Below are 22,288 nucleotides of genomic sequence, written 5' to 3'. Positions count from 1 at the left end.
ATGCAAAGTGCATCCGCTGATTTTTTACCCCCTGATCAATCATTTGCTTTTCAGGCTGTATCGACAGCGCAAGACCAAGCCAGCTTCACGTGGCGTATTGCTGATGGTTATTATCTGTATCATGATCAGCTTAAAGTCATTGAAAATGGCAAAGCATTATCACTGCAACTGCCTCGTCCACAGCAAAAAGATGACCCCAATTTCGGCATGACCGACGTACATTATGGTCAAGTGCAAGCGACTGTCGCCATGCAACCCAATCAAAGCTATAAAATTGAATGGCAAGGCTGTGCCGAAAGTGGCTTATGTTATCCAGTACAGCGTACAACCATTCACACCGATGCCGATGGATTATTGCCTGAAAGCAGGCTGAGTCAGCAAAGTACAACGCAAAAGAAATTATTAGATGTAGTCACATCGTCGTCATTACCCAATACTGCAATGCCTGCAGATCCACAGGCGAAAAACACTGAAACTGTAACAGTTGTAACGCCAGCAAATACAGCAGAAGTCAAAGAGGATGAAAATGGTTTAAGTCCCTCTTCTGAAGTGACTGCTTTAACAGAACCTAGCGAAGCAAGTGCGCCAGAGCTAGATGATGCCTTGATGATGCTGGCAAGTTCTGAATCTGTGACTACAACGAATGCTGAACAGCGTACGAAGCAGGCCGATTGGAACAATGATCAGTACTTCTTTCACTTACTTTCAACAGACAATATTGCACTGAATCTGATCATTTTTTTAGGTTTAGGTGTATTGCTCGCATTCTTACCATGTTCCTTACCACTGATTCCGATCTTATCCAGTATTTTAGTGCAACGTCATCGTGGCTATCGTGCTGGCATGATTGCAGGTGTCTTTGTGGTCGGAATGGCATTGGTTTATGCCTTGATGGGTTTAGCTGTGGCAGGACTTGGCTATAACTTCCAACGTTGGTTACAAAGTCCCATCTTTATTGGGTTATTTGCGGTCATGTTTGTGCTGTTTGCACTAAATTTATTTGGCGTATTCCAGTTGTCTTTACCACAAGGTGTATTACAGCGTTTAGATCAATGGCAACAACGACAAAAAGGTGGAACCTTATGGGGTTCATTCATTATGGGCATGATCTCTGCGCTAATTGTCGGACCCTGTATGAGTGCGCCATTGGCAGGGGCTTTGCTGTTTGTTGCGCAATTGCCTGAACCGTGGATGGGGGCTAGTTACCTGTTTATTCTAGGTCTAGGTGTGGGCTTACCATTGTTGATTGCCTGTGTGTTTGGTGCACAGTACTTACCCAAACCGGGCGTGTGGATGGATCGTCTGAAATTCACTTTCGGTTTTGTCATGCTGTTGTTGGCGGTGTATTTCCTGCGTCCTTTACTACCTAGTGTGGTTTATTTGATGTTGATGGGACTCTTATTCATCAGTATCACCGTTTACATTTTATGGAAGATACGTCCACATATTTCACAAATGCCGACGCAATTGCTGTTCATTGTTATGAGCTTAGCTACTGCAATATCCGGTGGATGGTATATCACGCAAGCATGGTCACAACTGAGTACGACACAAGCCACATCATTAGTCGCATGGCAAAAAGTACGTACACAAGCCGAGCTTGAACAGGCACTCAATCAAGTCAAAGGACAAGCAGTACTCATCGATGTGTATGCCGATTGGTGTGTGGCTTGTCAGCCGATTGAAAAAGAGGTGTTGCCTCGTGCCGATGTACAAACAGCTTTAGATACTGTTGCTCGAATCAAATTCGATTTAACTGAATATGAAGCAAGTCAGGATGTCATACTAAAACAATGGCAAATTTTAGGGCCACCGACCTTAATTTTCTTAGATACAGAGCATCAGGAACAGCGCAATCTACGTTTGACGGGTACCTTTAGTGCAGCGCAACTCTTGAGCCGATTAAACCGAGGTACACCGCCATGATCTCAAGCGAAGCACTGCATCTTGGACCATTCATGTTGCCATGGGGATTGTTATGTTTGGTGTTGGCTTTGCTGGTCACTGCCATGGTTGGACGAAAAATCGGGCAACAAGCACAGTGGTCAACCGAAATCCAACAGCGTTTTCAAGATTCGATTTGGAGCAGTGTTTGGATCGGATTAATAGGTGCACGCCTAGTCTTTATTGGATTGAATCTGGAATCTTATCTCGCATCGCCAATTGATATTCTGAAAATTCAAGATAAAGGTTTTCATCTAATAGGCGGTGTGCTGACAGGAAGTGCGTGGTTTTGGTGGAAAAACTCAGCCATGACAAAAAAAGCCAAGGCCATTTTATTACTGATCTTTGTCCTGCTTATGGGGGCAGGATGGACAGTACAAAAAATCATGCATCAAGATAGCCATTATCCAAATTTGAGTTTTCCAAGTCTGAACCTAGCCAGTCAAGGTCGGTCAGAAATGATTGCGCTAAAACAATTTCAAGGTCAGCCGACGGTTGTGAATCTATGGGCGAGTTGGTGTCCGCCGTGTCATCGTGAAATGCCCGTATTACAGCGTGCGCAGGATCAATATCCTGAGGTGCATTTTGTCATGCTCAATCAAGGTGAAGAGGTCGATACCGTCCGTACTTATCTCACAAAACATCACTTCAGTTTTAAACACGTTCTGCTAGATGTGCAGGGTGAAATGCCACAAGCAGTGAACAGTTTAGGTTTACCCACTACCTTATTTTTCAATGCACAAGGTCAGTTGATTGCGCGTCATCAAGGCGAACTCAGTCAAGCGATGTTGCAACAATACTTAAAGAAAATGAATCCATAAATTGATCATAGGATATGCGTCATGAATACTTTACTTAAAACCAGTTTAGTTATCGGAACACTGTTGACGGTGGCATGTGGTGTCAGTGCCAATCCGAATGCCATTAAAAAACAACTCGAAAAAGAAGGCTTTCAATTTGTCAAACAAATTCCTGCACCTGCAGGTTTAACGGGTTGGGTGGGGCATGAAGACCAATATTCCAATACCATTTTTATTTCCAATGATGGCAAGTATTACATCAAAGGCGAGTTGTTTGATGCCCAAGGAAATAGTCTTTCCAATAGCCAAATTGAAACGCATATGAAAAAAGCCATTTTGGATGATGTATGGAAAACATTAGAAGATTCAACATGGATTCAAGATGGCAAAACCGATGCGCCACGTATTGTCTATGTATTCTCAGATCCCAATTGCCCGTATTGCCATAAATTTTGGCAAGAAGCACGTCCTTGGGTAGAGTCAGGCAAGGTTCAATTACGTCATATTCAAGTGGGTGTGATTCGTGATGAAAGCCGTGCTCAGGTGGCAACTTTACTCATGTCAAAAAATCCAACAGCCGTATTTAATGACATTAATATCAATCGTGGCAAAAATCGTCTTAAACCAGCTGAAAATATTCCTTTAGAGATTGCAGAAAAAATTGATTTTAACCAAAGCTTAATGGGCAAATATGGTTTCTTCTCAACACCATCCATTGCTTGGCGTGACAGCAAGGGGAACTTCAAGTCTGCACAAGGGATGCCGAGTGATCTCAAAGAAATCTTTGAAAAATAAGGAAAATAGATGCTCACCAAGCCAACACAACAGCGCGTCTAAGATCATGCTAAGCTCAACGTCAACGACTTAAACATCAGGGGGCGCAATGTCAAATTTACAAGATCCACGCGTATTGTTCGCTTTGGAACGTACAGCATTGGCATGGAACCGCAGTGGTTTAGCCCTGATAGCCTTTGGTTTTGTGATTGAAAAATCAAATGTATTGCTACAACTACTGCACCCTGAGGAATATCAGCACAAAATTATCTATGGACAGTGGCTTGGCATTGCCGTGATTGTGTTTGGTTTATTGGTGAACTTTGCCTCAATTTTGCAATATCGTCGAGGATTAAGCTCATTAACCGAACAGGAATTTATTGAGGATTATCATACACAACATCCCGTGTGGCTGAATTTATTGACCATGCTGACTGGGTTTTTGCTGATCATCTCATTTTGGATTTACTAAACTTGGCTGAGCTTCCATACAAAAGCATGCACAAAAATGTTTATTCCTGACAGTACAATTGATACAGCGTTTGCATAATACCCAGCACTTTAGGGTCTGCCAATTGATAAAAAATTTGTTTGCCTTCACGACGTGTCGAGACAATTTTATTGTTCCGTAAAACGGTCAATTGTTGTGATAGGGTCGGCTGATGAATATCAGTACATTCCTCAATTTGCTGAACATTTAATTCGCCATTGATCAACACACATAAAATTTTTAAACGGTCCGGATTTGATAACACTTTCAAACAATTGGAAACGGTATCAACCTGCGTAAATTCAATTTTTAAGTTATCGATTGCGATGTTCATAACGTCTAACCCGAATCATAAAAAGCAAAAAGAGCAAAGTATGTCGAGATAATAACATAAAATGGCTTGATTAATATACAAAGATATATAATATAAGTTTGAATATTGTTTATGGCGCGTTAACTATGCATGATTTTGTGACAGCGTTTCTTGGTGGTGCTCTGTTGGGTATAGCAGTGGTGGGTTATTTGTATGTCCATGGGCGTATTGCAGGCATCAGTGGCTTGATTGCGCAGGTACTGAATCCACAGACGATTTTTAAAACGCCTGCAGTGTGGTTTCTTTCAGGCTTGATCATCACGCCATTTATTTATGGTCTTTTTGTACAACCAGAGATTATCGTGTCTGCTAGCCCAATAATGATGATTATTGCTGGTTTACTAGTGGGTTTTGGTACCCGCTTAGGTTCTGGTTGTACCAGTGGTCACGGTATTTGTGGGATCAGCCGATTATCTAAACGTTCCATCATTGCAACTATGACCTTTATGTTTGCAGGCTTTATTGCTGTATATGTCGTTCGTCACTTGATTGGAGCATTCTAAAATGAAAAACTTTTTAGCTTTTGTATTTGGTTCGCTTTTTTCAGTGGGTTTGATGTTCTCTGGCATGTCTAATCCGCAAAAAGTGATCGATTTTTTAGACATATTTGGTAATTGGGATGCAAGCCTTGCCTTTGTAATGATGGGGGCAATTGCTGTGGCATTTATTCCATTCCAAAAAGCGGTACGTAGCAGTGCACCAACCACAGTATTTAATGAGCAGATTGATTTACCAAGTAACAATAAAATTGATTCAAAGCTTATTATCGGTGCCTTAATATTTGGTGCAGGATGGGGGATTGCCGGCATTTGCCCAGCGCCAAGTTTCACCTTAATTGGCTTAGGGCATTATCAAGTTTTATATTTTATAGTGGCGATGCTTGCAGGCGTGTTGATTCACCGTAAATGGTCAGGAGCTTAACTATGCAACAACCGATTGTTCAGGATTTTTTTGATCAAGCGACCAATACATTTAGTTATGTGGTGAGTGATCCGGTAACCAAGCGCTGCGCTATCATTGACAGTGTTTTGGACTATGATGCGGCTTCGGCAACCACCTCGACCACCCATGCTGATGAAATCATTGCATATGTCAAAGTACAAGATTTAAAAGTAGATTGGATTTTGGAAACCCATGTGCATGCCGATCATTTGACTGCAGCACAGTATTTAAAATCTGTACTCGGTGGCAAAATTGCCATGAGTCATCACATTGCCTTGGTGCAAGAAACCTTTAGTGCCATTTATAATTTAGATATCAAGCAGTTTAATGCTCAACAACCATTTGATTATTTATTTGATGATCATGAGCATTTTCATATTGGTGAGCTAGAGGTATATAACATCCCGACACCAGGTCATACGCCTGCATGTTTAAGTTATGTAGTGGGTGATGCAGTTTTTGTCGGTGATACTTTATTTATGCCAGATTATGGCACAGCACGTTGTGATTTTCCGCGTGGTAGTGCAGATACCTTATTTGATTCGGTGCAAAAACTGTATCAATTGCCAGCGTCCACCCGGGTGTTCTTATGCCATGACTATTTGCCAAAAACGCGTGATGAATATCACTGCCAAACCGATATTCAAACGCAAAAAGAGCACAATATTCATATTCATGAGGGAACTACAAAATCTGAATTTGTGCAGATGCGTCATGAGCGGGATGCAACATTAAGTATGCCTAAACTGATTTTGCCGTCGATTCAAATCAATATGAAAGCGGGTCAATTTCCCGAATCTGAAGAAAATGGGGTGTCGTATTTAAAGTTACCGCTTAATTTTTTTAAAACCTAAAAATATTGTATTTCAAATTATTAAAGACTTATTTATGTCTTTATCTTAAAAATTCATATTTATATCTTTAAAGTGAATATTCACTTTAAAGATCTTGGTATTTTAGGTATATTATATTCTATAAAGCTGACTTGTATGATCGGATTTCAAGCCAGCACTGCCTTTTAAGTATTTTTGCTTTCGTTGGCATCTGTTGAGAGAATATGTTGCTAAGACAGAGTGGAATGTTTTTTGCAATTTTAACTTTAATTTTGCAAATCGCAGTATATTTACAACCACTATTACCCGAAGAATTTCAAATTGCTCCGGTATGTCTCTCTATTACACATAATTTACTGTCCCCAGAAAAGCACAAACACGTACATGAGACGTATAACGAACTTGTTCATCATCTAACCCACGATCATAATCACGACGATCACAATGGACATAACCATCAATGCCAATACTGTACCGTCTATGGTGATGTTGTCCTACCTTTTGATTTTGAGATTGTTGAAATCATCGATAAGATTCAAGTCCGTCTAAGTTTCTATAAAGATGCTTTCCGACATGTATATTTCTCACTGCAAAGGCTTTACTTACTTCCACAAGGTAGGGCACCTCCACACACACTTTAAATCCTAATCAGACCAACAATTTGAATTGTTGATTTACCTCGGTATTTAAAGAGTGATTTTATGAAACTTTATATTTTTGCATCGTTTAGCGGATGCGAACAGAATCGGTTCGCCTATATCATTAGGCTAAAACAATTGATCAAATCCCAACAGATTCACAACAGTCTGCGTCATCGTACTGATCTATCTTTCCTAAAGCAGTCCCGAAATTATGGGCCGTTAGTGGTTCACCGCATAATTCCACAATAAGGTGATAGACATGGATTTAGGTTTGACAGCACTTGAATTGGCGCGAATTCAATTCGCTTTTACAGTTTCTTTTCATATTATTTTCCCTGCAATTTCCATTGGGCTAGCAAGTTTTCTTGCGGTCTTAGAATGGCGTTGGCTTAAAACACAAGATCCCGTTTACCGTGATCTGTTCCAATTTTGGATCAAGGTGTTTGCATTGTCTTTCGGAATGGGAGTGGTTTCAGGGGTAGTCATGAGCTACCAATTTGGCACCAACTGGAGTGAATTCTCTCGTATTGCGGGTAGTGTCACTGGCCCCTTACTCAGTTATGAGGTCTTGAGTGCCTTCTTCTTAGAAGCGGGTTTCCTAGGCATTATGCTGTTTGGGTGGGGAAGAGTGGGTCCTAAAACCCATTTCTTTGCCACACTGATGGTGGCAATTGGCACCTGTATTTCCATGTTTTGGATTTTATCTTCCAATAGCTGGATGCAAACTCCACAAGGCTTTAGCTTTGAAAATGGCATTATAGTGCCGCAAGATTGGTTTGCTATCGTTTTTAACCCATCATTCCCATATCGCTTAGCGCATATGGCTCTAGCAGCATTCCTTGTATCTGGCTTATTGGTCGCTGCTACTGCAGCATGGCACTTACTCAAAGGTCGCCGTGATGCCTTAGTAAAAAAATCATTTTCTATGGCGATGTGGATGATTCTCGCACTTGCACCTTTACAGGTATTTGTGGGGGATATGCATGGTCTAAATACTTTAGAACATCAACCTGCGAAACTTGCTGCAATTGAAGGACATTGGGAAACTAATAAAGATCATGGCATGCCGTTATATTTGTTCGGTATTCCTGATATGGAGGCGGAAGAAACCAAGTATGCAATTGGCATTCCGAACCTTGGTAGTCTGATCATGACGCACACCTTAGAGGGAGAGGTGAAAGGCTTAAAAGAATTTGCCCCTGAAGATCGACCAAACTCGCTCATAGTATTTTGGAGCTTCCGCATTATGGTCGGTATGGGAGTCTTGATGATTTTGCTTGCTCTGATGGGTGTATGGTTGCGTAAAACTGGGAAATTTTATGAGTCAAAATGGCTCCACAAATTTGCCTTATGTATGGGACCTTCAGGCTTTATTGCCTTGCTTGCTGGTTGGTTTACCACAGAAGTCGGTCGTCAACCTTGGGTCGTGTATGGCGTACTGCGTACCAAAGATGCCTTGTCACCAGTATCGGCAGAACAAGTCGGTTTAACCTTAATAATCTTTGTGATTGTCTACTGCGTCGTATTTGGTATTGGGATTTATTACATGCTCAAATTGATGGTTAAAGGACCACAGTTCATTCATTCTCAAGCCCATAGCGATGGTGAGGTCATTCGTGCATCAAATCGTCCAATGAGTACGATTGATGAGTCGCTTGAAGTACAACCACAGGAGAAAAACCATGATTGATTTATCCTTAATTTGGGTAGTAATCATTGCTGTGGGTGTGCTGATTTATGTGGTACTCGATGGCTTTGATTTAGGGATTGGTATCCTTTTTCCTTTAGTAAAAGATCGCCAAGAACGCGATGTGATGATGAATACCGTTGCACCAGTTTGGGATGGCAATGAAACATGGATGGTTTTAGGTGGTGCAGGCTTATTTGCGGCATTTCCATTGGTGTATTCGACTGTACTCTCTGCGCTGTATATGCCGATTATCTTAATGGTCATCTCGCTGATTTTCCGTGGAGTCGCCTTTGAGTTTCGTTTTAAAGCGAACCGAACCAAACATTTATGGGATCAAGCGTTTATTTGGGGCTCGATCTTGGCATCATTCTTCCAAGGTATGATTTTAGGTGCTTATATCCAAGGGATTGAAACCACCAATGGTATTTATAGTGGTGGCGGATTGGATTGGCTGACCCCATTTTCAATTTTTACTGGGATTGCTGTAGTGGTGCTGTATGCCACCTTAGGCTGTGGTTGGCTGATTTTTAAAACTGATGCACGTGTTCAAAATCATATGTTTAGCCTCATGCCAAAACTGATTATCGCCTTATTTGTGATTTTTGCTGCAGTGAGTATTTACACCCCATTGGTACATGCAGAGATTGCAAATCGTTGGTTTAGCTTGCCGCAACTGTACTATTTTAGCCCTGTGCCGATTTTAGTATTGATCTTCACATTATTGGCTTTACGTGCCTGTAAAAGACGTCAGGAATTTGCGCCATTTATTTATACACTTGTCTTAGTTGTGCTGGCATATACAGGGTTCTTAATCAGTCTATGGCCAAATATCATCCCACCATCCGTCACCATTTGGCAGGCAGCAGCACCGCAAAGCAGTCAATTGTTCGCCTTGATTGGAGCATTGGTGCTGATACCGATTATTTTGTTCTATACCGCACTGTCGTATTGGGTGTTCCGTGACAAAGTTCGTGTCGGCGATGATGGCTATCATTAAGGAGAATCATCATGAAACTGAATCAAGCAGGCTGGTTTATTGTGCTATGGCTTGGTGGTGTCTTGAGTTTGGCGCTTGTCGCAGGGTTCTTTAGACTGCTGGTGCAGTGGGCTTACTAGAACCTATTCCTTAAATCTGAATCCACTATCTTGCCGGGTAAGATAGTGGATTTTTTTGAGGGACTAAAGGTGAATTGAGTAGGTAGAATATGACAATTTAAAGTGTCGAAATACATAAAATATATTTTTTATATTCAATACTTCTTTTGAATGATTTTTCTGTTTTTTTTGCTTCTATATTGTTAAAACTAACATGAAGCATTGAAAAAATCTTAAGGAGCGTGAGTGGAACTTAAACAGCTCAAATATTTCATCACCATTGTAGAATCTGGAAGTTTAGGCAAAGCTGCACAGAAACTTGAGGTTGGCACATCGGCACTCAGTCAACAAATTGCAAAACTTGAAGATGAACTTTGTACACGTTTATTACAGCGAAATTCTACAGGTGTGACGCCCACGCCAGCGGGTTTAGCATTTTTTAAGCAAGCTCAACTTTCTCTACGTCATGTGCAATATGCCATTGAGGCGGCGCACTCATCTCGTCTGACGGGTCATGTCAGCGTTGGATTTTCACCCAGTATAGCGTCAGTTTTGGGCATACCATTTATGCAGCTCATGTCAGAGCGTTATCCTGATATTAAAATTCATTTAGTTGAAAGTCTCTCGGGAAATTTAACCAATTTAGTCAACTCAAGACAGCTCGACATTGCCATTATTTTTACCCAAGATGTCGATGCCAATTGGGCAGTACAACCGTTATTAAAAGAACAAATGTTTCTTATGGCAAATCGTTCTTTACTGAAAGAGTATGGCTTTGAACACTGCATTGAAAATGGAAAAATTGATTTAGAAAATGTGAATCGTTTGCCTCTGGTATTACCAAGCCAACGACATGGTTTACGTAAATTCATAGATCAAAAGGTTGAGGGGCTAGACGTAAATTATGAAGTTGATGGTTTACACTTACTCATGAACTGTGTCAGCAACTTAAATATGGCGACCATTCAACCTGTCAGTGCACATTTTGATTATCTCAAATCAGATATTTGTTTACTCAAAGTAGTCGAACCAGTGCTGGATCGAATTAATTATCTTATTAGTATTGCTGAAGAAGAGCTTTCTCCTGCAAGTCTCGCGACCAAAGTAGCCATTAAAATTTGTGTTAAGCAGTTGATCAATAAAGGATTATGGTCAAGTGCAGAGCTATTAGACTTTTAGCCTATTTAATTTTACTAAACACCTATTTAAAAGTTGCCTATCACAGCGCTAGGCAGTTTTGGTCTTAAATTACATCAAATTCGAAAGGGAAGACATCGAATGCATGATGTAATTGTAATTGGCGGTGGGAATGCCGCTTTATGTGCAGCATTGACAGCAAGGGAGGCTGGCGCTTCAGTTTTATTGTTAGAAGCAGCACCAAAGGAATGGCGCGGTGGAAATTCACAACATACCCGTAACCTGCGTTGTATGCATGAAGAACCTCAAGATGTGTTAGTCGATGCCTATCCAGAAGAAGAATATTGGCAGGACTTACTCAAAGTAACTGCAGGTAAAACCAATGAGCATTTAGCGCGTTTAGTGATTCGCACGACGGCAACTTGCCGTAATTGGATGCGTCAACATGGGGTAAATTTTCAACCACCGTTATCAGGTGCCTTACATGTAGCACGGACCAATGCATTTTTTATGGGTGGTGGTAAAGCTTTGGTGAATGCCTATTTTAGAAGTGCAAAAGATTTAGGGGTCGAGATTCGCTACAACACAAAAATCAATGAACTGATTATTGAAGATGGGACATTTATTGCTGCAATTGCTGAAGATGGCACGCGTTTTGACGGCACTTCATGTGTATTAGCTGCAGGTGGATTTGAATCCAATCGCGAATGGTTAAAAGAAGCGTGGGGACAAAATGAAAATGGAGAATGGCCTGCAGATCATTTCATTATACGAGGCACACGTTTTAACCAAGGCAACTTATTAAAGTTCATGATTGATCAGGGTGCAGATATTATTGGCGACCCATCTCAATCACATTGTGTCGCAGTTGATGCGCGCGCCCCGTTGTACGACGGCGGCATTTGCACCCGTATTGACTGTGTTTCACTCGGCATCGTGGTCAATAAAAATGCGCAACGTTTTTATGATGAAGGCGAAGATTTCTGGCCGAAACGTTATGCCATTTGGGGGCGTTTAGTTGCAAAACAGCCAAGTCAGATTGCGTATTCAATTATTGATTCAAAATCGGTTGGGCGTTTTATGCCACCTGTTTTTGAAGGTACTAAGGCAGATACGATCGAAGAATTGGCAGAAAAATTAAATCTAGATGTTGCAACTTTAGTTCAAACCGTGAAGGACTATAACCAAGCCTGTGTGGCGGGTGAGTTTAATCACACTGTACTGGATAATTGCCATACTGAGAATTTAACGCCCGCAAAAACACATTGGGCTGTTCCTTTAAACCAACCGCCATATTATGCCTACGCATTACGTCCAGGCATTACTTTCACCTATCTGGGCTTAAAAGTCGAAGATGATGCCGCTGTACGCTTTAAAAATGTCGCGAGTCCAAATCTATTTGTTGCAGGCGAAATGATGGCAGGCAATGTACTTGGGCAAGGCTATACAGCCGGTGTAGGTATGTCGATCGGAACGACATTTGGTCGGATTGCAGGAAAAAATGCGGCTCAAGCTGCATTTAAACTGGGAGTTTAAAGAATGAATGCAAATGTTAAAAACTTAATACCAGTTGTGCAGCTCACGGATCATGAACAGCAAGTAAAACAGGCTTTACAGATTTGTAATGCATGTCGTTACTGCGAAACATTCTGTGCGGTTTTCCCTGCAATGACCAAAAGACTAGAGTTTACTCAAGCCGATATTCATTACATGGCAAATTTATGTCACAACTGTGGCGCATGTTTACATGCCTGTCAGTATGCGCCTCCGCATGAATTTGGCGTCAATATTCCTCAAGCCATGGCACAAGTCCGCCTAGAAACCTATCAAGAATTTGCAGTTCCTGCATCTTTTGGTGCGATTTATAAAAAGACCGGAATTCCGCTAGTTTCTGCGATGTCGGTATTTTTTGCATTACTGATGCTCTTGGGTGTTTGGCTCAATGGCACCAATATCTTTGGTCAATATCAAGGGAATTTTTATGCAATTTTTCCGCATAACTTTCTTGCCGTGTTATTTGGCTCTGTGTTTATTTTGGCTTTTGTACTTTTGGGTTTGGGAATTGCAAAATTTTGGAAACAAACCTCAAAAATTATTCCAGAGGGCGTTGCACAACCTGATATTTTTCAAGCGTCAAAAAATGTCCTGACCTTAAAATATTTAGATGGTGGACATGGTAAAGGTTGTAATGAGGAAGATGATCGTTATACGCAAATTCGCCGAGTTTTCCATCACTTTACGATGTATGGATTTTTACTTTGCTTTATGGCAACCAGTGTCGCGACGATGTATCACTACTTTTTAGGCTTAGAAGCACCGTATGCCTACACCAGTTTACCGGTGATTTTAGGTACATTGGGCGGTATTGGTCTGATCATTGGACCGATCGGGCTGCTACATCTCAATATTAAACGACATCCGATGCATGGTGATGCAAAACAAAAACCTATGGACCGTGGTTTTATCTTCCTTTTATTGCTGATCAGCATTACAGGTCTGGCGTTATTGGTATTTCGCGATAGTTCCGCAATGGCTCTCTTGCTGATTGTTCATCTTGCAACCGTTATGACTTTCTTCTTGACGATCCCTTTTGGTAAGTTTGCGCACGGCTTTTACCGAAGTGCCGCATTACTAAAATTTGCCGTCGAAGAACGTGTCGCAAAACTTAAAACGAATTCAAAAACCAAGTAAGCACCCAAACCACAACCGGACCATGGAGGTCGATGATGGCTATAGGTAAGAAAATTGAATTTTTAAATGGACTACAACGTTATAAGGATATTTTAACAATGAAGAAATTAAAATGGTTAGCCGTCGCTTGCACCAGTATTGCTGTCGTTGGCTGCGGCACAGGCAATGCATCAAAAGATCCTGGTCATCCAAAACGTGCAGAATGTATTGCACCTGCAAAGCCGGGTGGTGGTTTTGATATGACCTGTAAGCTGATCCAATCCGGCTTTAAAGAAACAGAAGTATTAAAAGATCCGATGCGTGTGACCTATATGCCAGGCGGCGTTGGGGCTGTTGCTTACAATAAAATCGTGAATAATGATCCAGCAAATAACAATGCGGTCATCGCATTTTCAACTGGTTCTTTACTGAATTTGGCTCAAGGTAAATTTGGTAATTTTACTGAGAAGGATGTGAAGTGGCTTTCGGGTGTAGCTGTTGATTACGGTTTAGTGGCAGTGCATAAGGATTCGCCATTAAAAACACTGGATGATCTGATGAAGGCGCTAAAAGAAAATCCAAAAGGGATCAGTTTTGGTGGTGCTGGCAGTGTGGGTGGTCAAGATTGGATGCAAACGGCAATTTTGGCTAAAAAGGCTGGGGTAAATCCTGCCAACTTGAGTTTTGTAGCTCTCGAAGGCGGTGGCGAAGTATTAACAGCCTTGTTAGGTCAACATATTCAAGTGGGCGTGGGGAATGTGAGTGAAATTGGCTCGCATCTCGAAGCGGGTAATATCCGTGTTCTAGCAGTGTTTTCTGATAAACGTTTAGCGGGTAAATTTTCTAAGTTATTAACTGCGAAGGAACAAGGCTACGACTTGGAATGGCCTGTGATTCGTGGTTTCTACATGGGACCAAAGGTCAGTGATGAGGCATATGCTTGGTGGAAAAATGCCTTTGATAAAATGATGACCAATCAGAAATTTGATGCCGTTCGAGAAAATCAGGATCTGTTGCCATTTGAATTAACAGGTGAAGAAATTAGTGCTTATGTCTATAAGCAAACGGCTGAAATGCGTCAATTATCAGAAGAATATAAATTATCAAAATAACAAATACGCTGAGTTGAATGCCTTTTCAACTCAGTTTTTTGTTTTCGAGGATAGATGATGAAATCTGAACGGATTCTTACGGCCATCATTGCGGTCTGCGGTTTTTTCTTATTAATTTACGCATGCAATTTTGAAGCGCCGATTTCCTACGACCCTGTAGGACCGAAAGCCTTTCCAATTTTACTGATGGGTTTAATTACAGTGAGTGCCATTTATTTGACTGTGCGCCCAGCCATGATGTTTGAACCTGTTGAACTAGGTTGGACTAAGCATTTAATCGGCAAACTTGTTCTATGTACATTGGCATTGTCACTGTATGCGCTTTGCTTCGAATGGTTGGGATTTATCGCAGCAACGCTACTGATGACCATCGCGGTTGGGAAACTTTTTAACGGGAAAACAGTACCAGTTGTTATTACGGGTTTGGTGCTGAGTATGAGTACCTACTATCTGTTTGACCGTGTTTTGGATGTGCCATTGCCACTAGGCTTCTTGGGTTAGGGATGACAACGACATGGACATATTTAATTTCTTAATGACAGGTTTTGAAGTTGCCTTACAACCACAAAACTTACTCATTGCTTTTATTGGTGCATTTATTGGAACGATTGTCGGACTGTTGCCGGGATTGGGTCCAATCAATGGTGTTGCCATCTTATTACCTTTTGCCTATGCCTTAGGATTACCCGTTGATAGTGCTTTAATTTTATTGGCAGCTGTTTATCTCGGTTGTGAATATGGTGGACGAATTTCTGCAATTTTGCTGAATGTACCGGGCGATGCGGGTGCAATTATGACCACTTTAGATGGTTATCCTTTGGCTCAGCAAGGTAAGGCAGGTATTGCTTTATCCCTTTCATCTGTTAGCTCATTTATAGGTAGTACGATTGCCTTTATTGGGATTGTTTTATTTGCTCCGATTTTGGCACGATGGGCGGTTTCCTTTGGACCAGCGGAATACTTTGCCTTGATGGTTTTTGCAATTGTGTGCTTGACCGGTTTAGTGAGTACGCAACCATTTAAAACGTTAATCATGGCGCTGATCGGTCTGGCAATTTCGACCGTGGGTATGGATGCGATTACTGGTGTTTATCGTTTTACATTTGATAGTGTGGGTTTAAGTGACGGCATTGCCTTTACAACTGTGGTGATTGGTTTATTTAGTATCAGTGAAATTTTACTGCTGCTTGAACGGACCACGATGGGCAAAGTGGTTTTAGAACAAGGAAAACGCTCATTATTTAATGTCAAAGAGTTTCTGAGTGCTTTAGCCACCATGATTCGTGGATCCTTGATTGGGTTTTTCTCAGGGATTTTACCGGGTGCGGGTGCCAGTGTGGCGAGTGCCATGGCGTATACCACTGAACGGAAAATGGCGGGTGACAGTAGTAAATTTGGTAAAGGTGATCTACGTGGTTTGGCCGCGCCAGAAAGTGCTAATAACGCGGCAGCATGTGGTTCTTTTGTCCCAATGTTGACTTTAGGTGTGCCGGGTTCTGGAACAACTGCAGTCATGATGGGTGCTTTGACCATGTATAACATTACCCCAGGTCCGCAATTATTTACGGAGCAGCCTGTATTGGTTTGGGCATTGATTGCATCCTTAATGGTGGGAAATATTATCTTATTGGTATTGAACTTACCTTTAGTTGGCTTCTTTGCGCGTTTACTTTCGATTCCAAGCTATATTTTGATTCCTATTATTGCAACCGTCAGCTTTGTTGGGGTATTTGCAATTCATAGCACTGTTTTCGATCTTGTGCTTTGTATGGGGCTCGGTATTGTTGGATATATCCTTCGAAAATTTGATTTTCCATTGGCACCTCTGATTCTTGGTTTTGTACTGGGTGAATTGATGGAGTCAAATCTACGACGTGCACTCTCCATTTCTCAAGGTGAGCTCAGTATTCTGTGGAGCAGTAACATCAGTATGGGACTATGGGTCATGTCAGCACTGTTGTTGATCTTGCCAATCGTCCGTAAATATCTATTCATTAAGAAGCAAAAAGCTTAAATGGAGAAGCAATGGTCAGCGAGTCTGACCATTGCTGTTAGATCATATGGAAATCATAAAATTAAATGCCAAAGGATTGGTATGCGCACTGATCGGTGCGCTCATCGCAAATTTACTTCATCTCCCTTTACCGTGGTTGCTCGGGCCATTACTCGCGGCTTTATTGTTTGGTTGTATAGGCCAACCACTCACATGTTCACCGCATTGGCGTAAAGTGGGACAAGTCATTATTGGTATGGTTTTGGGACTATATTTTACCCCAGCGCTAGTCCATGCTATTTCTGCCTATTGGATATTTATCGTACTCGGCATCTTATGGTCATTGATTTTGGGAACACTTATCGCAGGATTACAATATCGTATCAATGGTTTAGATTGGGCAACGGCGTGGTTTTCTTCTGCAATCGGCAGTGCCAGTGAAATGGTGAATATCGCAGAACATCATCATGCGCAAGTGGATAAAGTCGTTGCTGCACATAGTTTAAGAATCGTGGCACTTGTGGTGCTTGTACCAATCGTTTTAGCAGCATTATTTGATATTCATTGGGTGAGTCTAGACCCACACATCATTGATCACTTTGGAATTGTCCAAATTCTTCTTTTATTTGCTCTAGCCTGCTTGATTGCGCAAATATTTCAAAAATTCAACGTATTAAATGCATGGGTTCTCGGACCATTAGTTATGGTGGGATTACTTTCATTTTTCGGAGTATTGGAACTAAAATTTCCGACGTGGTTTACGGCCTTTGGACAAATATGTATAGGCTGGTCATTAGGGACAAAGTTTCCTTTTGGCTTTTTAAAAAGCCATAAAAAATTTATCGCTATGACGACCATTTTAAATTTGTTGGCATTAGGATTATCCATTCTTTTTGCATTGTTCTTGATGTATATCAGTCATGCTAATGGGAAGATTTTAGTTTTAGGCTTATCTCCCGGCGGCATTGCAGAAATGTCTTTAATGGCAAAAGCCCTTGGATTAGCTGTGCCTATCGTGGTTGCATTTCAACTATCACGCCTGATTTTTGTGATATTGACGACCAATTATTTTTATCAATTGAGCAAAAAAATATTTTTTAAAACAACAGATAAGCCTTAATTATCCCCAATTCAATCTTTGATTCAGATGAATTAAAAAGAATACTTTCTATAGCTTGGCATTTAAATACAGCGGAGTAGAAGTTAGAAAAATATGAGATTAATGAAAGATAGTTGAAAAATGGTTTTAAATAATGGCTTGAAAATGAAGATGAGCAAGAGGGATCAATTTGATTCAGGACTGCTCTAGTCAGTCCCTTATTATTTTAATGCCGTTTTAGATCAGTAAATTTTAAATTTCATTATTATGCAAAATTCGAAGATTTAAAGATTTAACGTCAAAATTAAATTTCGCGCCAAACATCATTCTTATCTTTGAATGAAATCATAAAGTTAAATTTGTCATCATTACTTACCAAAAGGCCTTCTGGCGTTTGCATAATCACTTTTAAAACGGTACCAGTTTCAAAAAACAAAGGACTGCAATTTTCTTTATTTAATGTAATTGGTTTGAGTAATTCAACAATTGCACTTTCCATTTTACTTCCCCAAGCATAGGTTGTTAATTGAACTTAGCATATTATTGGTGAAGAAACATGTTTTGTAAATGACGTGAGCTCCATCGCAGAAAATATTTTAGAGATTTCCATAACTTAAGTTTAAATAATGGTTAAATAAATTATGGTTTTTTAATCTGTTGATATCAAAAAAAATTTTAAAATATGACAAACTTTTTAACAGTAATTATATGTCCTAAGATGTGTTTTTTGTTCCACAAACAATGACCAGATCATCAAAAGGGCATGATCAATAATGAATTTAAGGTGAACTTCAGTTTTCATCCTTAAGCTAACCGAAAGATGTGTCGTCTTGTATTTGATTGTTAAATTTCAGATTAAACAGCGTTAAATATTCAATCTGAACAAGAAAATTAATGAAATAAAACTTATTATCAGCAACTCAATCTAAAAACAAAGATTCAGGGAAATGTAGGACCAATGTTTAAATCTTTTTTTCCAAATCCAAAATGGTTTTTTGGATCATTCCTTATATGGTTCGTGATCAATATTGTCTTGTGGTATAGCGGTGGCAATAGTTGGGGTACGATGTTTGGTTTAGCTGCAAATTATCATCAAGCAGAGCTGCCTATTGGTATTAGCCGATTTTGGAGCCCCAAATTTTTATGGTTCTATGCTTGGTTTTTTGTAGCAACGGCACTCTTTGCAGCCTTTTGGAAGATTAAATCAGATAATCCTTGGCAACGATGGTCTGTGTGGGGAACCGCATTTATCCTGTTTAATGTTTGGTTTAGTGTGGAATGTAATGTCGTAATCAATGCTTGGTATAACCCATTCTATGATCTGATCCAGAAGATGCTTTCAGGTGGTGGGGGCGAAGTGGCGACGCTATATTCAGAGACGCTGACTTTTCTCTATGTGGCCATGGTGTATGTCACACTGGCGGTATTGAACCTGTTTTTCGTCAGTCATTATGTTTTTCGTTGGCGTACCGCGATGAATGACTTTTATACAGCGCATTGGAAAAAACTGAGAACCATCGAAGGTGCCTCACAGCGTATTCAAGAAGATACGATGCGTTTTGCGAGAACCACAGAGGGACTTGGGGTTAGCTTGGTTGAATCGGTGATGACCTTAATTGCATTTCTACCTGTGTTGTTAACTTTATCAACACATGTAAAGAAATTACCTGTCGTGGGGGAAATCACCTATGCATTAGTTTGGGCGGCAGTCCTTTGGGCAGTATTAGGGACGGTTATTTTAATGCTTGTGGGTTATAAACTACCGGGTTTGGAGTTTAATAATCAAAAAGTCGAAGCAGCATATCGTAAAGAATTAGTTTATGGTGAAGATCATGCAGATCGAGCAGACCCTCTCACATTAAAAGAATTATTTGGTAAAGTCCGATTTAATTATTTTAGACTATATTTTCACTATACTTATTTCAACCTAGTTCGTATTTGGTATATGCAGCTTGATAATATTTATGGGTTCTTTGTATTGTTTCCAAGTATTGCAGCGGGAACAATCACGCTCGGTATATTAATGCAAATTTTAAATGTCTTTGGGCGTGTACGTGATTCTTTCCAATACCTAATTTCTTCGTGGACAACCATTATTGAACTGATTTCTATTTATAAGCGTTTAAGAGCATTTGAAGAAACAATTAATAATTAATTTTTAATCTTAAAAATGACCTGTAATTAATTACAGGTTTTTTTTATGGTTTTAATTAATGAGAATTATAAATAAAATCAATAAATTAAAGAGGTTAGATCTTATTTCATGATTTTATAAAAAAAATGTAAATAAAAATACTTATTATGTAATTTTGGTAATTTTACGTATGTTTATTGTATCCATATCGATGATTAATTTATAAAAATTACATTTTTGTTGAATTTTATCACATTTTATTTGCTTTTTTTTACATTTAAAGTGCAAACAAAATCACATTTTTTTTAGTGTTGGTGTGTGTTTGTGTGCAAATTCATTCTTTCTGTTTGGCGTGAAGCATCTTAACAATGCGATAAAGAAAAAAACTTTAATATTTTTTTTAACTTTGCTGAACTGTTATATGTCCATTCACATGCCTTTTGATTAATAAGATAAAGCTTGTGGTTAAAAAAATTTTTTAAATCATAAATATATAAATAAACCAGAGGGTAATTGTCATGTTACAAGTCCAAGTTGTATCAAAAGAACATCATTCTGTTTTAGAAAACATACAAACGAGTAATATTTTATTAAAGGAGGCTTCTGTTGTTGTTATACATACTTCAAAAGAAAATGTTTTAAGTATGGAGAGAAGTGGAAATACTTTAATTATAAAAATGAAAGACGGACAGCAACTAATAATTGAGAATTACTTTACAGATAATCCAAATGAAAACAATGTTGTACTAGAAGAAGATGATAAATTATATCTATTAGAAACAAATCCAAATGAAGCTGGATTATTTGAAATTAACTATAATCCGATCGATGAAATTAATCCTTTACTCTATTCAGATTCAACAGTTGGTTTATGGACGTGGTTAGTTCCTTTAGTTACTGCTGGAGGCATTTTAGCTTGGGCAAATAATGATTCAGATAGTTCATCGGGTTCGGGCAACTCAAATCAAGCACTCGATGCGGCAGAAAAAGCGGTAAAAGCAGCAGAAGATGCAAATAAAGCCGCAAAGGATGCTTTGACCGATGCACAAGCGGATGGATTAATTACCCCTGAAGAAAAGACCAAGCTTGAGCAAGCACTTGCCGATGCCAAAGCCGCTGAGGATGCTGCTCAGAAAGCTGTTGACGCATTAAAAGACAGTACTGAAAAAGACGACTTACAAGATCGTCTCGATAACTTAACGGATATCGTGATTCCACCTGTGACCGATGCAAATGGTAATGGCATTGATGATACGGTGGATGCTCAAATTGCCGATGCAGAAGCGGCAGTAAAAGCCGCAGAAGATGCGTATCAAGCCGCAGAAGATGCATTAAAAGAAGCCAATGCAAATGGTTTAATCACCCCAACCGAAAAAGCCGAACTTGAAGAAGCCCTCAAAGCGGCACAAGACGCCAAAGACGCAGCGCAAGATGCAGTCGATGCTTTACCGTCTGCACCAGCAGCCGTGCAAGATGCCAAAGATGGTTTGCAAGACCGTATTGATGCGTTGACGGATATCACCATTCCAGCAGTGAATGATGCGAATGGAAACGGCGTAGATGACAGCACAGAAAATCCAGTTGATTTAGCCACAGATCTGGTAGAAGCAGCAGAAGATGCGTATCAAGCAGCCGAAGATGCACTCACTGATGCCAATACAGATGGTTTAATCACCCCTGAAGAAAAAGCTGCTTTAGAAGATGCCTTAAAAGATGCACAAGATGCTAAAGATGCAGCACAAAATGCAGTGGATGCCTTGCCAGACAGTACGGACAAAGATGCACTGCAAGATCGAATTGATGCCTTAACGGATATCGAGATTCCAGCGGTCACTGATACCGATGGCAATGGTATTGATGATGCAGTTGATGCACAAATTGCCGATGCCGAAGCGGCAGTAAAAGCCGCAGAAGATGCGTACCAAGCCGCAGAAGATGCATTAGAAGAAGCCAATGCAAATGGTTTAATCACCCCAACCGAAAAAGCCGAACTTGAAGAAGCCCTCAAAGCGGCACAAGACGCCAAAGACGCAGCGCAAGATGCAGTCGATGCTTTACCGTCTGCACCAGCAGCCGTGCAAGATGCCAAAGATGGTTTGCAAGACCGTATTGATGCGTTGACGGATATCACCATTCCAGCAGTGAATGATGCGAATGGAAACGGCGTAGATGACAGCACAGAAAATCCAGTTGATTTAGCCACAGATCTGGTAGAAGCAGCAGAAGATGCGTATCAAGCAGCCGAAGATGCACTCACTGATGCCAATACAGATGGTTTAATCACCCCTGAAGAAAAAGCTGCTTTAGAAGATGCCTTAAAAGATGCACAAGATGCTAAAGATGCAGCACAAAATGCAGTGGATGCCTTGCCAGACAGTACGGACAAAGATGCACTGCAAGATCGAATTGATGCCTTAACGGATATCGAGATTCCAGCAGTCACCGATGCAGATGGCAATGGTATTGATGATGCGGTGGATGCAGCCGAAGCGGCAGTAAAAGCTGCGGAAGAAGCATATGCAGATGCGCAGACCGCGATCAGCAATGCAGATACAGATGGC

The 22,288-nt window shown here is 40.4% G+C and carries 22 protein-coding genes; 20 read left to right on the top strand and 2 right to left on the bottom strand.

Going from position 1 to position 22,288, the window contains the following annotated elements:
• From dsbD to FTV27_RS05235, 4 genes are all read left to right on the top strand, one after another.
• A complete protein-coding gene (dsbD, locus tag FTV27_RS05250; RefSeq protein ID WP_257229968.1) occupies positions 1–1,926 on the top strand; it encodes a protein-disulfide reductase DsbD in 1,926 nt (641 codons plus the stop codon).
• Positions 1,923–2,765: a TlpA disulfide reductase family protein gene (locus FTV27_RS05245; RefSeq protein WP_180077354.1), complete on the top strand. Its 843-nt coding sequence runs from the start codon at positions 1,923–1,925 to the stop codon at positions 2,763–2,765. The genes dsbD and FTV27_RS05245 overlap by 4 nt, the downstream gene beginning before the upstream one ends.
• Before the next feature lie 21 nt (positions 2,766–2,786).
• On the top strand, positions 2,787–3,539 hold the full coding sequence (dsbG, locus tag FTV27_RS05240) for a thiol:disulfide interchange protein DsbG (protein ID WP_180077352.1): 753 nt from the start codon (positions 2,787–2,789) through the stop codon (positions 3,537–3,539).
• Between the two features lie 88 nt (positions 3,540–3,627).
• Positions 3,628–3,990 carry a YidH family protein gene (locus FTV27_RS05235; protein ID WP_180035492.1) on the top strand — a complete coding sequence of 121 codons (363 nt, stop codon included), beginning with the start codon at positions 3,628–3,630 and terminating at the stop codon, positions 3,988–3,990.
• 40 nt (positions 3,991–4,030) lie between these two features.
• On the opposite strand, the gene FTV27_RS05230 is transcribed toward FTV27_RS05235, so the two are convergent.
• Positions 4,031–4,342 carry a metalloregulator ArsR/SmtB family transcription factor gene (locus FTV27_RS05230; RefSeq protein ID WP_120367942.1) on the bottom strand — a complete coding sequence of 104 codons (312 nt, stop codon included), beginning with the start codon at positions 4,340–4,342 and terminating at the stop codon, positions 4,031–4,033.
• Between the two features lie 125 nt (positions 4,343–4,467).
• Here FTV27_RS05230 and FTV27_RS05225 point away from each other — a divergent pair, with 125 nt between their 5' ends.
• The 14 genes from FTV27_RS05225 to FTV27_RS05165 all read left to right on the top strand — a co-directional run bounded on the left by FTV27_RS05225 (position 4,468) and on the right by FTV27_RS05165 (position 17,614).
• The gene (locus tag FTV27_RS05225; protein ID WP_180035493.1) at positions 4,468–4,884 is read left to right on the top strand and encodes a YeeE/YedE family protein; all 417 of its coding nucleotides are present in this window, start codon (positions 4,468–4,470) and stop codon (positions 4,882–4,884) included.
• Position 4,885: 1 nt separating this feature from the next.
• Complete coding sequence (locus FTV27_RS05220) at positions 4,886–5,302, top strand: DUF6691 family protein (protein ID WP_078193079.1); 417 nt, start codon at positions 4,886–4,888, stop codon at positions 5,300–5,302.
• 2 nt (positions 5,303–5,304) lie between these two features.
• Entirely contained in the window at positions 5,305–6,177 is an 873-nt protein-coding gene (locus tag FTV27_RS05215; RefSeq protein WP_180077350.1) for an MBL fold metallo-hydrolase, read from the top strand.
• 206 nt (positions 6,178–6,383) lie between these two features.
• Complete coding sequence (locus FTV27_RS17155; protein ID WP_257229976.1) at positions 6,384–6,797, top strand: DUF2946 domain-containing protein; 414 nt, start codon at positions 6,384–6,386, stop codon at positions 6,795–6,797.
• A gap of 259 nt (positions 6,798–7,056) precedes the next feature.
• Positions 7,057–8,487, top strand: a complete 1,431-nt coding sequence (locus FTV27_RS05210; protein WP_180077348.1) for a cytochrome ubiquinol oxidase subunit I — start codon at positions 7,057–7,059, stop codon at positions 8,485–8,487.
• On the top strand, positions 8,480–9,484 hold the full coding sequence (gene cydB, locus FTV27_RS05205) for a cytochrome d ubiquinol oxidase subunit II (RefSeq protein WP_078193076.1): 1,005 nt from the start codon (positions 8,480–8,482) through the stop codon (positions 9,482–9,484). The genes FTV27_RS05210 and cydB overlap by 8 nt, the downstream gene beginning before the upstream one ends.
• A gap of 11 nt (positions 9,485–9,495) precedes the next feature.
• On the top strand, positions 9,496–9,603 hold the full coding sequence (locus FTV27_RS05200) for a DUF2474 family protein (RefSeq protein WP_111886050.1): 108 nt from the start codon (positions 9,496–9,498) through the stop codon (positions 9,601–9,603).
• A 225-nt stretch (positions 9,604–9,828) separates the two neighbouring features.
• Positions 9,829–10,761, top strand: coding sequence for a LysR family transcriptional regulator (locus FTV27_RS05195; protein ID WP_180077346.1), 933 nt, complete (start codon positions 9,829–9,831; stop codon positions 10,759–10,761).
• A gap of 99 nt (positions 10,762–10,860) precedes the next feature.
• A complete protein-coding gene (gene tcuA, locus FTV27_RS05190; protein WP_180077344.1) occupies positions 10,861–12,255 on the top strand; it encodes an FAD-dependent tricarballylate dehydrogenase TcuA in 1,395 nt (464 codons plus the stop codon).
• Between the two features lie 3 nt (positions 12,256–12,258).
• Positions 12,259–13,410 carry a tricarballylate utilization 4Fe-4S protein TcuB gene (gene tcuB, locus FTV27_RS05185; RefSeq protein WP_180077342.1) on the top strand — a complete coding sequence of 384 codons (1,152 nt, stop codon included), beginning with the start codon at positions 12,259–12,261 and terminating at the stop codon, positions 13,408–13,410.
• A gap of 35 nt (positions 13,411–13,445) precedes the next feature.
• Complete coding sequence (locus FTV27_RS05180) at positions 13,446–14,501, top strand: tripartite tricarboxylate transporter substrate binding protein (RefSeq protein WP_180077340.1); 1,056 nt, start codon at positions 13,446–13,448, stop codon at positions 14,499–14,501.
• A 54-nt stretch (positions 14,502–14,555) separates the two neighbouring features.
• Positions 14,556–15,002 (top strand): tripartite tricarboxylate transporter TctB family protein, encoded by a 447-nt coding sequence (locus tag FTV27_RS05175; RefSeq protein ID WP_180024036.1) that lies wholly within the window; start codon positions 14,556–14,558, stop codon positions 15,000–15,002.
• A 13-nt stretch (positions 15,003–15,015) separates the two neighbouring features.
• Complete coding sequence (locus FTV27_RS05170) at positions 15,016–16,515, top strand: tripartite tricarboxylate transporter permease (RefSeq protein ID WP_180077338.1); 1,500 nt, start codon at positions 15,016–15,018, stop codon at positions 16,513–16,515.
• Positions 16,516–16,561: 46 nt separating this feature from the next.
• Positions 16,562–17,614: an AbrB family transcriptional regulator gene (locus FTV27_RS05165; protein WP_180077336.1), complete on the top strand. Its 1,053-nt coding sequence runs from the start codon at positions 16,562–16,564 to the stop codon at positions 17,612–17,614.
• A 283-nt stretch (positions 17,615–17,897) separates the two neighbouring features.
• On the opposite strand, the gene FTV27_RS05160 is transcribed toward FTV27_RS05165, so the two are convergent.
• Positions 17,898–18,092, bottom strand: a complete 195-nt coding sequence (locus tag FTV27_RS05160) for a hypothetical protein (protein ID WP_180077334.1) — start codon at positions 18,090–18,092, stop codon at positions 17,898–17,900.
• Positions 18,093–18,551: 459 nt separating this feature from the next.
• Between FTV27_RS05160 and sbmA the strand changes: the two genes are divergently transcribed.
• Together sbmA and FTV27_RS05150 are read left to right on the top strand one after the other, a co-directional pair.
• Positions 18,552–19,748: a peptide antibiotic transporter SbmA gene (gene sbmA / locus FTV27_RS05155; protein WP_180077332.1), complete on the top strand. Its 1,197-nt coding sequence runs from the start codon at positions 18,552–18,554 to the stop codon at positions 19,746–19,748.
• A gap of 497 nt (positions 19,749–20,245) precedes the next feature.
• A partial coding sequence (locus FTV27_RS05150) for a BapA prefix-like domain-containing protein (protein ID WP_180077330.1) occupies positions 20,246–22,288 on the top strand: 2,043 nt, incomplete at its 3' end.

It is taken from the genome of Acinetobacter sp. YH12251 (assembly GCF_013417465.1).
In the GTDB taxonomy this organism is placed as follows: domain Bacteria; phylum Pseudomonadota; class Gammaproteobacteria; order Pseudomonadales; family Moraxellaceae; genus Acinetobacter; species Acinetobacter amyesii.
This window is presented reverse-complemented; position numbering and strand designations above follow the sequence as displayed.

Excerpts from the sequence above, each read along its gene's own strand:
- FTV27_RS05225 (WP_180035493.1), top strand. The coding sequence starts at position 4,468 with ATGCATGATTTTGTGACAGCGTTTCTTGGTGGTGCTCTGTTGGGTATA.
- FTV27_RS05175 (WP_180024036.1), top strand. The coding sequence starts at position 14,556 with ATGATGAAATCTGAACGGATTCTTACGGCCATCATTGCGGTCTGCGGT.
- cydB (WP_078193076.1), top strand. The coding sequence starts at position 8,480 with ATGATTGATTTATCCTTAATTTGGGTAGTAATCATTGCTGTGGGTGTG.
- FTV27_RS05215 (WP_180077350.1), top strand. The coding sequence starts at position 5,305 with ATGCAACAACCGATTGTTCAGGATTTTTTTGATCAAGCGACCAATACA.
- FTV27_RS05245 (WP_180077354.1), top strand. The coding sequence starts at position 1,923 with ATGATCTCAAGCGAAGCACTGCATCTTGGACCATTCATGTTGCCATGG.
- FTV27_RS05165 (WP_180077336.1), top strand. The coding sequence starts at position 16,562 with ATGGAAATCATAAAATTAAATGCCAAAGGATTGGTATGCGCACTGATC.
- FTV27_RS05200 (WP_111886050.1), top strand. The coding sequence starts at position 9,496 with ATGAAACTGAATCAAGCAGGCTGGTTTATTGTGCTATGGCTTGGTGGT.
- FTV27_RS05210 (WP_180077348.1), top strand. The coding sequence starts at position 7,057 with ATGGATTTAGGTTTGACAGCACTTGAATTGGCGCGAATTCAATTCGCT.
- FTV27_RS05220 (WP_078193079.1), top strand. The coding sequence starts at position 4,886 with ATGAAAAACTTTTTAGCTTTTGTATTTGGTTCGCTTTTTTCAGTGGGT.
- FTV27_RS05230 (WP_120367942.1), bottom strand. The coding sequence starts at position 4,342 with ATGAACATCGCAATCGATAACTTAAAAATTGAATTTACGCAGGTTGAT.
- FTV27_RS05170 (WP_180077338.1), top strand. The coding sequence starts at position 15,016 with ATGGACATATTTAATTTCTTAATGACAGGTTTTGAAGTTGCCTTACAA.
- dsbG (WP_180077352.1), top strand. The coding sequence starts at position 2,787 with ATGAATACTTTACTTAAAACCAGTTTAGTTATCGGAACACTGTTGACG.
- dsbD (WP_257229968.1), top strand. The coding sequence starts at position 1 with ATGCAAAGTGCATCCGCTGATTTTTTACCCCCTGATCAATCATTTGCT.
- FTV27_RS05180 (WP_180077340.1), top strand. The coding sequence starts at position 13,446 with ATGGCTATAGGTAAGAAAATTGAATTTTTAAATGGACTACAACGTTAT.
- FTV27_RS05160 (WP_180077334.1), bottom strand. The coding sequence starts at position 18,092 with ATGGAAAGTGCAATTGTTGAATTACTCAAACCAATTACATTAAATAAA.
- tcuA (WP_180077344.1), top strand. The coding sequence starts at position 10,861 with ATGCATGATGTAATTGTAATTGGCGGTGGGAATGCCGCTTTATGTGCA.
- sbmA (WP_180077332.1), top strand. The coding sequence starts at position 18,552 with ATGTTTAAATCTTTTTTTCCAAATCCAAAATGGTTTTTTGGATCATTC.
- tcuB (WP_180077342.1), top strand. The coding sequence starts at position 12,259 with ATGAATGCAAATGTTAAAAACTTAATACCAGTTGTGCAGCTCACGGAT.
- FTV27_RS05235 (WP_180035492.1), top strand. The coding sequence starts at position 3,628 with ATGTCAAATTTACAAGATCCACGCGTATTGTTCGCTTTGGAACGTACA.